The following is a 13,240-nucleotide window of genomic DNA, read 5'->3' as shown; positions in this document are numbered from 1 at the left end:
TTATGAAAATTTATAAGTTTACAAAGGACGGCGCTAATGCCATTCACAATTACAACTCGTTGCATTCATTTTACACAAAAATCATGACAACAGTGGAGCCAACAAATATAGGGTTTATATACATAGAAGCGGGTGGACTGGTAGGTCTGCATGAAGCACCTGTTCCACAGCTATTTATAGTTATTGAAGGAGAGGGATGGGTCTGTGGTGAGAATCGGGAGAAATTAGTCGTAAAACAGGGGGATAGTGTTTTTTGGCACGTGGGACAAGTCCATGAGTCCGGCAGTGACAAAGGGTTAACAGCCCTCGTTATTCAATCTAAGCAAATTGACTTGCCTATATAAATAGAGGGCAACACTTGAATATTTCGTAACAAGAAGGAGACAGTGACCCCGTTATTTTTTTGCTAATGGTAGAATCAAACGTATTGTTTTTAACATATGCCCTTCAAATAATTCATCAAATTCTTCAACTTGTTGAAAGCCCTTTGCGCTGTAAAATTGTCTACCAATTTTATTGTCTTTCTCAACGCATACAGTAAGCGAAGTTGCTCCTTGTAATCTTTGAATACCGTTTTCCAGTAGAGCTGAACCGATGCCTTTATGTTGAGCGGTTGGAAGGAGGTAAATAGCGAGTAATTCGGCTTGCCCCTCTTCATTAACATGTGAAAAATTAGCAAAGCCAATAAGAGACTCACCAACTGTTGCCACTAAAAAAGGGCTTGTTTGAAGACGGCATGTTAACCGTTCGTCACTATAGGCGGCTTGAAGAAATCGTTCTTGAATATGCTTTGGTATGATTCCTTCATAGGTAGCAGTCCAAGATGTTTGTGCAATTTCTTGGACAAAAGAGATGTCATCTTCATTCATTTGTCGTATAATGAGTGTCAATACATATCACCTACAATTTCAATAATTTCTATATATTGTAACATATAACATAACGACAAAGGGGGGATGTTTTTATGCAAGTGTTAGAAAAAGCATTTGGTTATATTACCCGAAACTATGATGATCGGATTCAGGTCCTTGTATTTGAGCAAAATACAGAGGGAGCAGGCATTCAAATTCCAAAAGGTACAATTGAAGACGGAGAGACGCCACTTGAAGCAGTTATACGAGAGATGGTGGAGGAAACGGGTTTAACAAATTTAGAAGTACAAGGCCTTATCGCACAGGATTATGCCGAGCATTATTCAGGAGCATTGCAAAAACGCTATTTTTTTCATTTAACTTCAAATGAGTCCCAACATACTTGGCAACACAATCCAACAGGCTTAAACGAGGGCAACTTACAGTTTACGTTTTATTGGATTGAAAAGGAACATGACGTTGAGCTCGCAAAAGGACATGGCGATTATTTATATCGTATTGTCTAGTGCCTGCCACCCAAACAATTCTGAATATTTAGGTAAAATTAAAACCCACTTAAATTTCGGCGGCTTACACTGTGCTCGCCGGAAATTCAAAGTGGGTTATGGTGCCAGTCACGCAAGTTTTATTTTTACGCTTTAGCGGCAATTTCTAATGCTTGGGCAAAGTCTGCAATTAAATCATCCACATGCTCCAAACCAACTGAGAATCGTAATAATCCATCCGTAATGCCACGTTTGATGCGTTCTTCAGGTTCCATTGCTGCATGGCTCATTTTTGCTGGGTAGGAAAGAATCGATTCCACACCACCAAGAGATACAGCAAATACGGGAATCTTCATTGCCTCTACCAAGGCTTTCGCTGCTGCATAATGAGGTAGGCGGAACGACAAGACAGCGCCTGCACTTGTACATTGGCTTTGATGAATGGCATAGCCAGGATGTGAGGCAAGACCTGGGTAGTACACTTGCTCAACAAGGGAATTTGCTTCTAAAAACTGTGCAATCTTTTGTGCTGATGCAGCAGAACGGCTAAAACGTACATCGGTTGTTTTCATATTTTGTAGTAGTGTGAAGGAATCTTGTACACCTAAAATATTACCAAAAGAATTTTGGATGAAATACAGGTCATTTCCGAGTTGTTCATCTGCTGTTACAGTAAGTCCCGCAATAATATCTGAGTGACCAGATAAAAACTTCGTTGCACTATGAATGACAACGTCTACACCTAAGTCTAGAGGTCGTTGGTGTAAAGGTGTCATAAATGTATTATCTAAAAACGTTAGACATTGATGTTGTTTAGCTAGTGCGACTATTGCACGGATATCTGTAATCCCTAATGTAGGATTCGATGGTGTCTCCATGTAGAGAAGCTTTGTAGCAGGCGTAATGGCTGCTTCAACTGCTGCTATATCAGTAAAATCCACGAACGTATGCGTAATACCGAATCGAGGTAATACTTTTGACACAAAGCGGTATGTTCCACCATAAACATCCTCTGTAATGACAATGTGATCACCTTGTGATAATAACATTAAGGCTGCGGAAACCGCTGCAATACCAGAGGAGAAGGCATGTGCACGAACGCCACCTTCAAGCTCGGCAACGGCTTTCTCTAACGCATCACGTGTTGGGTTACCAGAACGAGCATAATCGTATTCACCGAATTCATCGATGCTTTCTTGGTGAAATGTTGAAGAAACATACAGTGGTACATTAACCGCACCTTTTTTATTTTCGTAGCCATCACGCACACCTGCGTGGATAAGCGCTGTTTCAATATGTTGTTTCATTTTCTATGCCTCTTTTCTCAGCGTATCAAACACTTGTTTTAAATCTGCAATTAAATCTTCAGCCTCTTCAATGCCGACAGAAAAGCGTAGTAAACGATCGCAAACGCCGCGTGCTACACGTTCCTCGTAAGGCATATCGGCATGTGTTTGTGTAGCAGGGTACGTGATAAAGCTTTCAACGCCACCAAGACTCTCTGCAAAAATAATTAACTTTAAGTTACGAAGAAATGGGTCAATCCATTCAGGCTTTTGTAGTCGGAATGACAACATACCACCTTTGCCCGTATACAATACGTCTGTGACAAGTTCTTCTTCCTCTAAATAAGCAGCAATCGCTTTGGCATTGGCATCATGTTGTTTTAAGCGAAGATGTAACGTTTTTAAGCCACGAATCAATAACCAAGAATCCATTGCTCCTAGTACCATTCCGCTACCATTTTGAATAAAGCTGAGACGTTCGGATAGCTCAGCACCTTTTGAGACAACTAAACCGGCTAATACGTCATTATGTCCGCCAATATACTTTGTTGCAGAATGCAGTACAATATCGGCACCTAGTTCAATTGGTCGTTGGAAGTAGGGTGTATAAAAAGTATTATCTACGATTAGCAATGCACCGTGTTGATGGGCAAGCTCAGCATACACTTTGAGATCAAATTCCTGCATAAGTGGGTTTGTTGGTGTTTCGATAAAGAGGGCACGTGTATTGTCATTGATTAACGCCTCTACTTGCTCAAGCGATTCAAATTTAGAATAGATTGGTTTAATATTGTATGTTTCTTTAAAAAAGTTAAAAAGACGATATGTACCACCATATAAATCATCTGGTACGATGAGTTCATCTCCTGGTTTAAATAGAGACATTACAAGTTGGATTGCAGCCATACCGGAACTACAGGCAAAGCCAGCGTCGCCACCTTCTAAATCTGCAATACCTGCTTCTAAAATGGCACGCGTTGGGTTTTTTGTACGAGCGTAGTCAAATCCTGTCGATTCACCGATCCCTGTATGTTTATAGGCAGTTGATAAATGAATGGGCGGGCTAACAGCGCCAGTTCTAGGGTCACTCAAATTGCCAAGCTGTACAAGTTTTGTTTCAATACGTCTATTGTTTGTCATGTCCTCACTCTTTTCTTCATCGTTAATATAGAAAGAGTCCACACTAGGGGGACTCTATTCCTTAATAGAATAATTCGATTAGTCTCTTCAATTTTCTCTATAATTGTTACTTAATTTAACATGGAAAGTACAGAAGGACAAGATGATTTCAGAAAATTACATAGATTATTGAAAATAAATCATGTAGGAATAGTAGGGGATTAATGTTTGACGATGAAAAGAGGCTTGAAAGAGGCACAAATAAAAAAGCTATAGATTCGTTTTCGCGTAGCACGAAAATATCTATAGCCTTTGTGGAACATAATGTCTTGTCCATTATGCTTGTTGTTTTTTTAATAAATCTCGAATTTCTTTTAACAGTTCTTCTTTTGCATCTAGCACAGGTGTCGGTTCCTCTACAACCGCTTCCTCTTTTTTTCTAGTAAATTTCGTCATAAGACGTAATGCTAAGAAAATAGCAAAGGCGATAATTAAAAAATCAATAATTGATTGTAAAAATATACCTAACTTTACTTGAGCTGTACCAGAACCAAACATAAAGCTTTCAGTTAAATCAATGCCACCTGTTAACACACCGACTAATGGCATAATAATATTTTCTACTAAGGAGGTAACGATTTTCCCGAAAGCCCCACCAATTACAACGGCAATCGCTAAATCAATTATATTGCCTTTCATAGCAAATTCCTTAAAGTCTTTCCACATATAATATATCCTCCCTATAATTATCCAAAAAAACAATCGAATTGTATTCTACTATATTACCCTAATTATAATCAACTATAAACATAGGAAAAAGAAAAATAGAAAAAATCTACAACATAAAACGGTAAATTTGGTAATATAGAAGTAGACAAAGAATGATTAGGTGTGACATATGGCGAAAAAAAAACAAAAGAAACCATTGCTATCTCCAAGTATGAAGATGGGGATGATAGCACTATTAATCCCTGTAGCCATTACTGTATATGTACTTGCTTTTTTTGCTTGGAAGGAACTACAAACATTCCCGATTTTCGAAAAACTTGCTCAACAAAAGGCGATTGAAGAAATACAGCAGCATTTCGATATGAACATTCCAGAACAATATATTCCGGTGTATGTTGCTGCAGAGGAGAAATATGGCGTGCCTTGGACATTGTTAGCTGCCCATCATCGTATTGAAACACGATTTTCTTCCATGAAATCACTTGTTTCGCCAGCAGGGGCAGTCGGACATATGCAATTTATGCCTTGTACATTTGTAGGATGGAAACATCCAACTTGTGAGGGATTAGGGAAGGGCAATATTACAAAGGCAGAGCTGATGAATCCCGAAACGATAAAAAAATATGGAGGCTACGGTGTCGATGCCAATGGAGATGGTGTAGCGGATCCCTATGATATCGAAGATGCTGTATTTAGTGCTGCGAATTATTTATCAAAGTATGGAGCGGCAAAAGGTGACGTAAAACGAGCCGTTTTCAATTATAATCATAGCGAAGAATACGTTAAAAATGTCTTACATTACTATAATTTGTATAATGATTACCACGATGAATTAAAAACAGCCGTCCTTCTTAATGCAAAATAATAAAAGAGCCATCTAAACGATGGCTCTTTCAGACTGTAGACAAACTCGAAAAATTTCGAGTTTGCCTACAGTCTTTTTTCATTTTAAGATAAAAATAGATGTCTACTCCTGTTGATTTCCGCTACGTTCGGGCGCTTTCCGCGGGCACATCGTAAGCCGCAACCCTCGCTAACGCGCGGTCTGTTGCGTCTTACGTACTGTGCGTTCCCGCAGGAGTCGCCCGCCCTTCGCTCCAATCAACTTGATATGAATTGCTATCAATCAACTATAAATAAAATAATCTATTTGAGGTGATGGAAAATGATGTCGAAAAATCAAATCAATGAACGTGAACAATTAGAAATACTGACAATTGACCAATTGGTGCCACAAGACCATTTAGTCCGAAAACTAGAGGCAGCGATTGATTTTTCGTTTATCTATCCATTAGTGGAAAACCTCTATTCATCTTTAGGGCGTCCAAGTATTGACCCTGTTGTTCTCTTTAAAATGACCTTTATTCAATATGTTTTCGGTATTCGCTCAATGCGTCAAACTATTAAAGAAATTGAAACGAACATGGCCTATCGTTGGTTTTTAGGATTTGGCTTCCATACAGAAGTTCCACACTTCTCTACCTTCGGTAAAAATTATGCGCGCCGGTTTCAAGACACAGATGTGTTTGAACAAATTTTCTATCGTATTCTAAAAGAAATTATGAAGAAGGGTCTCCTGCATGCAGACCATGTATTTATTGATTCCACGCATGTAAAGGCAAGCGCTAATAAGCGAAAGTATGATAAAAAAGTCGTTCGAAAAGAAACACGTGCTTATGAAGAGAAACTTCAACTGGAATTAAATATTGATCGTGAGGAACACGGAAAAAAACCCTTCCCTCCAGAGAGATTTGAAAAAGACGAATGGAAAGAAATCAAGGAAAGTACGACAGACCCAGAGAGTGGTTATTATGTTAAGGATGAACGGACTAAGCAGTTTGCGTATTCATTTCATGCAGCGACAGATGAAAAAGGTTTTGTATTAGGTACGATTGTGACTCCAGGAAATGTGCACGATAGCTATGTATTGCAGCCACTTGTTGAAAAAATCATTAAAAAAGTGAAAAAGCCATTAGCGATTGCTGCGGATGCTGCTTATAAAACACCTGCCATCACTAACTTTTTATTAGAGAATCAAATGTTACCTGTTCTCCCTTATACACGTCCTAAAACAAAGGATGGTTTCTTTCGAAAGCATGAATACGTGTACGATGAGTACTATAATTGTTATCTTTGCTCACAAGGGCAGGTATTGAAATATACGACAACCACAAAGGAAGGGTATCGCCAATATAAATCGAATCCAACGATTTGTGCTAATTGCCCCTTGCTATCACAATGTACAGAAAGCAAGAATCATCAAAAACTTATTCAACGTCATATCTGGGAAACATATATGGAAGAAGCTGAACATTTACGCCATTCATATGCTATTAAACAAATTTATGCAAAGCGCAAAGAAACGATTGAACGTGTCTTTGCAGATGCAAAAGAAAAGCATGGTATGCGATGGACAACCTTAAGGGGTCTTAAAAAATTGTCCATGCAGGCGATGCTTACTTTTGCTGCCATGAACTTGAAAAAGCTTGCTACTTGGACATGGCAAGCTGCTTAAGGAGAATAGATATGCTCAAAGAGTATGGTCAACTCGGCAGTGAAATCTAATTATTTACTATAAAAAATGACAAAAGGCATCAAGGTTAAAACTTCTTGATGCCTTTTGTCGACAATCTGAAAGAGCCATCTAAACGATGGCTCTTTTTGTACATAATTACGTAGCTTTACGCATACTTTTAAGAATAATGCTTACAATGAAGATAAGCACAATTGCACCTATTAACGCTGGAAATACATAAAAATCGCTGACTTTCCAACCCCAGTTACCTAAAACCATACTACCTATCCAAGAACCGACAATCCCGGCAATAATATTACCAATAATGCCTCCAGGAACATCTTTTCCTAAAATGACGCCAGCTAACCAACCTAAAATTCCTCCGATGATTAAATACCAAATGAAACTGATCATAATGATTCATCTCCTCAAAGTTAAGATATAATGGCATTACTTAGTTATATCCTTTTTGGAGATAATTAAACCTAAATGACCGACCTTTTTATTTTTACAATGACTTCATTTGTTTATTTCACTACTGTGGCACCTAAAGTATGTTCAAAATGACGCAAAGCCCAATCATGTCCAGCTGCATCAAAACTTGCTACTGCATTTGCATAAATAACAGTAGAAATGCCCAAATTATAAGCATCCACAGCTGTATGCAAAATACATATATCTGTACAAACACCAACTAAATGAACTTCCTCGATGTTCCGTTCCTTTAATAAAATAGCTAAATTTGTTCCTGCAAAGGCACTATAACGCGTTTTGTCGAGCCAAATCACGTTGTCCTTATACACGTTATAAACTTCACCAACATGACCGTATAGATTGCGACCCGATGTTCCACGAATATTGTGAGGAGGAAAAAGCTTTGTTTCAGGGTGAAATGGATCGTTTTCTTCATGTAAATCATTAGCGAAGACGACGACATTTTTTTCTGCAATAAATTGTTCAATTAAATTTGCAATAGGCGTATCAAGTAATTGTCCTGGTTCCCCACACGTTAATTTACCATCTGTTGCTACAAAATCATTTGTATAATCAATTACCAGTAATGCTTTTTTCACTTTCGTCCACTCCTTTAGGCATGATTTCACTCTTTATCATGCCATATTTGGTTTTGGCTGTCAGAAAAATAGTCATATTTTAATATTAAGAATAGTTTGAAAATTGAACAATGTGAGCGTATAATGTGAAAAAAAGGAGAGGTGATAGTTTATGAATATGACTGTTATGAAACGTTTAGATCGCCAAGGATTCTTTATTGCTGCGCTACATTTGGTGGTAATGTTAAATTTAGCTGCTGAGTTTTTATTGGCATCCTAATCTCTTAAAAATCTAATAGAAAGGTGAGTACAATGCTTGACCTATACTAAAACAACCGTGAAGGCAATTTCGTCGTAATACACGGTTGTTTTTTGTTGCCTATTGTGAAGTAGACAAGCATTTTCGCGTATTTTTCTAGTACTTGACCAATATAAATCATACGAGGGGGATTAAATGACAACGAGATTTCAGCAGGCTTTCCATGGCATAGAGCGCCCATTTGCTTGGTTAGACCTTGATGCACTTGATGATAATATTGCAACGGTGCAACAAGCTTGTGGGCAAAAAAAAATCCGTATAGCAACAAAATCAATACGCTCGGTGGAGGTGTTGCAATATCTACAACAACATCTGTCGAATATAACAGGATTTATGACATTTACCGCGGCAGAATCCATCTTTTTACTCCAAAGAAATTTCGATGATGTACTGCTTGGTTATCCTGTTATGGAAGACATGGCTGTACGTCAGCTATTGCACTATGTAAAAGAGGGAAGAACCGTCACATTTATGGTGGATAGATGTGAGCAAGTTGCGTTTTTAGAAAAAATAGGTGCGGAGCTAGATGTAAAGGTATCCATCTGTATCGATATTAATTTATCTACTGATTTTAAGGTACTTTATTTTGGTACAAAGCGCTCATCTCTTGACTCGCTGGAGTCTATCACTCCTTTTTTAACTTATATAAAACAGCAGTCCCATATAGAAGTTGTAGGGGTTATGGGATATGAGGCGCAAATAGCTGGTGTTGGAAATCGACCTGCTAATGCTATAAAAGGTAGGCTAATAGATTTCATGCAAACACAAGCCAAAAAGCAAGTAACCCAATTTCGTAGATTAGCTATTGCGCATGTAAAAGCTTATTTTCCTCGATTACGCTTTGTTAATGGTGGAGGTACAGGCAGTATGACATATACTGCGGAGCAGAAAGAAGTGACAGAAATGACAGTTGGTTCAGCATTTTATGCACCAGCCCTTTTTGATCAATTTGCCCATTTACAACTTTCAAAAGCAGCAGGCTTTGCACTCCGTATCACGCGGAAACCTGCGCCTAATATTGTTGTCTGCCATGGTGGTGGTTATCCAGCGTCCGGAGCAATGGCCAATGATCGTTATCCGGTATTTTACGAGCCGACCTATTTTTCCTTTCTTCGTTTAGAAGGAGCTGGAGAAGTGCAAACACCGATTAAGGTAAAAGGCAAAACACTCACAATTGGGGATACCATCTATTTTCGCCATGCAAAGGCTGGAGAGCTTTGCGAAAGATTTCAAACACTTCATGGGATAAGGCAAGACGAATATGTAGGTAGCTTTGCGACGTACAGGGGGGATGGTCAATGTTTTCTGTAGAGAAGTGGAAAAATGGGGAGAAATGGACGAACTGGGCTGGCAATATAATAGCGTATCCAAGTGAGATGCACTTACCTCGTTCAATAGAAGAAGTTGTAAATGTAGTGAAGCATGCGCGTGATAGGAAGAAAACCATTCGTGTAACAGGTGCAGCGCATTCATTTAGTGCTGTTGCCATGCCGGAGCATATTGCACTGTCATTACATAATATGCGCGGGCTTATTTCGATAGATGCCGAAAACCAAGAAGCTACATTGTGGGCAGGAACTTATTTATACGAGATTGGACCACAGCTTGCAAAGCATGGGTTTGGCTTAATGAATATGGGCGATATTCAAGAACAGACCATTGCCGGAGCAGTGTCTACTGGTACACATGGAACAGGGGTGACTTTAGGTTCGTTGTCGTCTGCTGTGACACGCTGGTGTTTTGTTGATGGAAATGGAACTTACCATGAGCATATTCGAGGGACTGACGATTTATCCGAGGCACTTCATATCTCACTTGGCATGCTTGGGGTACTTGTAAAAGTGACGCTAAAAGTGTTGCCGCTCTATAGTTTACATTATATTGGCACAAGAGACACATTAACAAACGGACTAGCAACATTTGCACAAGATATTCGACAGCATCGACATGTTGAATGGTTCTACTTTCCTGGTAGTGAGACGATTCAAATTAAACGTATGAATGCGATGGCTCCAGTGTATCAAAGTGAATGGCGCAAGTGTGTAGAAAATATAAAACTTCAAATAGTAGAAAATGGTGCATTTTTTGCGATTTCGGAGCTATGTAAATGGAAACCAGCTTTAAGTAGTGCAATGAGTAAATTAGCTGCTGCCAATGTTGTCGAGGCTGAGAAGATTGGCATTAGCTATGAAATCTATCCAACTCCTAGAAGTGTCAAATTCCAAGAAAGTGAGTACGCCATATCATTAACACAATTTGAGGCATGCATGGAAGAAATTCATGCAACGTTTCAAAAAGGGCATTTGCATGTGCATTTTCCATTGGAATGCCGTACAACAGCAGGTGAGGCTGGTTATTTAAGTCCTACACAAGGACAAGAATCCGCCTTTATAGCTTTTCATATGTATAAAGGAATGTCGGAAGAGCCTTATTTTAAATGGGTGCACAATCTGATGCAAAAATATCATGGTCGACCACATTGGGGAAAACAAAGCCATTTAACTGCACAGCAAGTACACACATTATATCCAAATATAGATAAGTTTTTAACAGTTCGTGCACAATATGACCCTGACAAAGTATTTTTTACACGTTACTTAGAGCAATTATTCATATTGTAATATTTAGAATTTAACAACAACTGAATCTTATAATTTTGAAATCAATGTATGGGGAAAGATGAAAGCATTTGTGATAAATCATCAACTGAATAGTGTTTATAATGAAAAAATTTAAATTTGAACGAAATGTCAAAATATTTATCAAAACGAGATAAAACTGATGCTTAATCAGCATGTAAACGATTTCAAATTTCGTATAGTTTTTGAATTGTTTAAACAATTCAAAAAATACTGTTGACTTAGCCTAGTTATTCGTACTATGATAACAACAATTTAATACGTTCGTTCCTACAATCAGTTGCCACAAAGGCAATCAGCTAGGTAAAAACAAAATAGACAGAACATTTTGTATATAGCGACGAACATAGCAATAAATGAGGGGCGTTTAAAATGAGAAGTGACATGATTAAAGTAGGCGTAGATCGTGCGCCACATCGTAGTCTTTTATATGCAACAGGCAAAGTAAAAGCAAAAGATTTAGGGAAACCATTTATTGGGGTTTGTAACTCTTATATCGACATTATTCCAGGTCACGTTCATTTACGTACATTTGCTGATGTAGTGAAAGAAGCCATAATTGAAGCGGGAGGCATTCCATTCGAGTTTAATACGATTGGTGTGGATGATGGTATTGCAATGGGCCATATTGGTATGCGTTATTCTTTACCAAGCCGTGAAATTATAGCGGATTCAGCAGAAACAGTTATTAATGCACACTGGTTTGATGGCGTATTTTACATTCCTAACTGTGACAAAATCACACCAGGAATGTTAATGGCAGCAGTTCGTACGAACGTACCATCAATTTTTGTATCTGGTGGTCCAATGGAGGCAGGTACATCTGCTACAGGAAAACAGCTTTCATTAACTTCAGTATTTGAAGGTGTTGGGGCTCACAAATCAGGTAATATGTCAGCTGAAGAGCTGTTAGATATTGAAAATAATGCATGTCCAACATGTGGATCATGTTCAGGGATGTTCACAGCGAACTCCATGAACTGCTTAATGGAAATGCTAGGTGTAGCACTTCCAGGCAACGGTACAATCGTTGCTACGTCTGAAGACCGACATAAGTTGATTAAAGAAGCCGCTAAACAATTAGTGCGCATGATTAAAGAAGACGTTAAGCCACGTGACATCATTACAAAAGAAGCAATTGATGATGCATTTGCACTCGATATGGCAATGGGCGGCTCCACAAATACGGTGCTTCACACATTAGCAATCGCAAATGAAGCTGAAATCGACTATAACATTGAAGATATTAATAAAGTTGCAGAGCGTGTGCCATATTTAGCAAAAATTATGCCTGCTTCTGATATTTCAATGGATGATATCAATAAAGCAGGTGGTGTCAGTGCCATCATTAATGAATTAACATCTATTCCAGGTGCCATTCATCCAAATCGTCCGACTGTTGCAGGTGTAACAATGGGCGAGCTCGTCAAAGATTATCACATTACAAATGATCAAGTTATTCGTACAAAAGACAATCCTTATAGCCCAGTCGGAGGTTTATCGGTGCTATTTGGCAACATTGCTCCTGATGGCTCTGTTATTAAAGTAGGTGCTGTTGATCCTTCGATTAAAGTATTTACAGGTGAGGCAATTGTCTTTGAATCACAAGAAGCAGCGCAAGAAAATATTGATAACGGTACTGTTAAGGAAGGCCATGTAGTCGTCATTCGTTATGAAGGACCAAAAGGTAGCCCAGGGATGCCAGAAATGTTAGCACCTACATCTACCATTCAAGGTCGTGGTCTCGGTACAAAGGTAGCGTTAATTACAGATGGTCGATTCTCCGGTGCATCTCGTGGTATTTCAATCGGGCATATATCGCCAGAAGCAGCAGAAGGCGGTCCAATCGCTTTAGTTGAAAATGGTGACATCATTACGATTGATTTACCAAATCGTACAATCAATTTAGAAGTTTCAGATGAAGTATTAGCAGAACGTCGCGCAAAACTGCCAGTGTTTGAACCGAAAATTAAACGTGGCTGGTTAGCAAGATATTCAAAATTAGTGACAAGCGCCTCAACAGGTGGCGTTATGAAAATTTAGTCTTAAAAACTAGTGAAAAATCAATAGGTTAAAACGTTGATGAGGTTAAAGGTTCTAGAGCCTTGTATCTACCAGAGAGCCGGTCGTGCTGGAAGCCGGCGATACAACTAGATCCGACATCCCCTCGGAGTGAACTATTAAACGCGTGATCGCCATTAGATAGTTCCGGGCATAATCGAAG

Annotated in this window: 13 protein-coding genes; 7 read left to right on the top strand and 6 right to left on the bottom strand. The window is 38.8% G+C overall.

The genetic code is table 11. From position 1 onward, the window contains the following. Positions 1–2 precede the first annotated feature (2 nt). Positions 3–344 carry a cupin domain-containing protein gene (locus LO754_RS14105; protein WP_231784640.1) on the top strand — a complete coding sequence of 114 codons (342 nt, stop codon included), beginning with the start codon at positions 3–5 and terminating at the stop codon, positions 342–344. A 51-nt stretch (positions 345–395) separates the two neighbouring features. Here LO754_RS14105 and LO754_RS14100 read toward each other — a convergent pair whose 3' ends face one another. Then, positions 396–890: a GNAT family N-acetyltransferase gene (locus LO754_RS14100; RefSeq protein ID WP_231784639.1), complete on the bottom strand. Its 495-nt coding sequence runs from the start codon at positions 888–890 to the stop codon at positions 396–398. A 74-nt stretch (positions 891–964) separates the two neighbouring features. Between LO754_RS14100 and LO754_RS14095 the strand changes: the two genes are divergently transcribed. Beyond that, complete coding sequence (locus tag LO754_RS14095; protein WP_024361078.1) at positions 965–1,378, top strand: NUDIX hydrolase; 414 nt, start codon at positions 965–967, stop codon at positions 1,376–1,378. 125 nt (positions 1,379–1,503) lie between these two features. Here LO754_RS14095 and LO754_RS14090 read toward each other — a convergent pair whose 3' ends face one another. From LO754_RS14090 to mscL, 3 genes are all read right to left on the bottom strand, one after another. Further along, a complete protein-coding gene (locus LO754_RS14090; protein WP_107894384.1) occupies positions 1,504–2,664 on the bottom strand; it encodes an aminotransferase class I/II-fold pyridoxal phosphate-dependent enzyme in 1,161 nt (386 codons plus the stop codon). A gap of 3 nt (positions 2,665–2,667) precedes the next feature. Next, positions 2,668–3,783: a methionine biosynthesis PLP-dependent protein gene (locus LO754_RS14085; RefSeq protein ID WP_231784638.1), complete on the bottom strand. Its 1,116-nt coding sequence runs from the start codon at positions 3,781–3,783 to the stop codon at positions 2,668–2,670. Between the two features lie 315 nt (positions 3,784–4,098). Next, a complete protein-coding gene (mscL, locus tag LO754_RS14080; RefSeq protein ID WP_107894386.1) occupies positions 4,099–4,488 on the bottom strand; it encodes a large conductance mechanosensitive channel protein MscL in 390 nt (129 codons plus the stop codon). Between the two features lie 172 nt (positions 4,489–4,660). Here mscL and LO754_RS14075 point away from each other — a divergent pair, with 172 nt between their 5' ends. Together LO754_RS14075 and LO754_RS14070 are read left to right on the top strand one after the other, a co-directional pair. Beyond that, entirely contained in the window at positions 4,661–5,356 is a 696-nt protein-coding gene (locus LO754_RS14075; protein ID WP_024361074.1) for a lytic transglycosylase domain-containing protein, read from the top strand. Positions 5,357–5,656: 300 nt separating this feature from the next. Continuing rightward, positions 5,657–7,006: an IS1182 family transposase gene (locus LO754_RS14070; RefSeq protein WP_231784637.1), complete on the top strand. Its 1,350-nt coding sequence runs from the start codon at positions 5,657–5,659 to the stop codon at positions 7,004–7,006. Positions 7,007–7,162: 156 nt separating this feature from the next. Here the strand turns inward: LO754_RS14070 and LO754_RS14065 are convergent, their stop codons facing one another. After that, positions 7,163–7,420 carry a GlsB/YeaQ/YmgE family stress response membrane protein gene (locus LO754_RS14065; RefSeq protein WP_024361073.1) on the bottom strand — a complete coding sequence of 86 codons (258 nt, stop codon included), beginning with the start codon at positions 7,418–7,420 and terminating at the stop codon, positions 7,163–7,165. 113 nt (positions 7,421–7,533) lie between these two features. Then, on the bottom strand, positions 7,534–8,079 hold the full coding sequence (locus LO754_RS14060; protein ID WP_108030065.1) for a cysteine hydrolase family protein: 546 nt from the start codon (positions 8,077–8,079) through the stop codon (positions 7,534–7,536). 433 nt (positions 8,080–8,512) lie between these two features. Between LO754_RS14060 and LO754_RS14055 the strand changes: the two genes are divergently transcribed. From LO754_RS14055 to ilvD, 3 genes are all read left to right on the top strand, one after another. Continuing rightward, complete coding sequence (locus tag LO754_RS14055; RefSeq protein ID WP_108030066.1) at positions 8,513–9,688, top strand: amino acid deaminase/aldolase; 1,176 nt, start codon at positions 8,513–8,515, stop codon at positions 9,686–9,688. Continuing rightward, positions 9,676–10,998, top strand: coding sequence for a D-arabinono-1,4-lactone oxidase (locus LO754_RS14050; RefSeq protein ID WP_024361070.1), 1,323 nt, complete (start codon positions 9,676–9,678; stop codon positions 10,996–10,998). The genes LO754_RS14055 and LO754_RS14050 overlap by 13 nt, the downstream gene beginning before the upstream one ends. Positions 10,999–11,388: 390 nt before the next feature. Next, a complete protein-coding gene (ilvD, locus tag LO754_RS14045; protein ID WP_231784636.1) occupies positions 11,389–13,059 on the top strand; it encodes a dihydroxy-acid dehydratase in 1,671 nt (556 codons plus the stop codon). Positions 13,060–13,240 lie beyond the last annotated feature (181 nt).

The organism is Lysinibacillus sp. GJ-1, from assembly GCF_021166035.1.
Lineage (GTDB): Bacteria > Bacillota > Bacilli > Bacillales_A > Planococcaceae > Lysinibacillus > Lysinibacillus sphaericus.
Note: the sequence above shows the minus strand (reverse complement) of the source record. Positions and strands in the feature narration are given on the sequence as shown.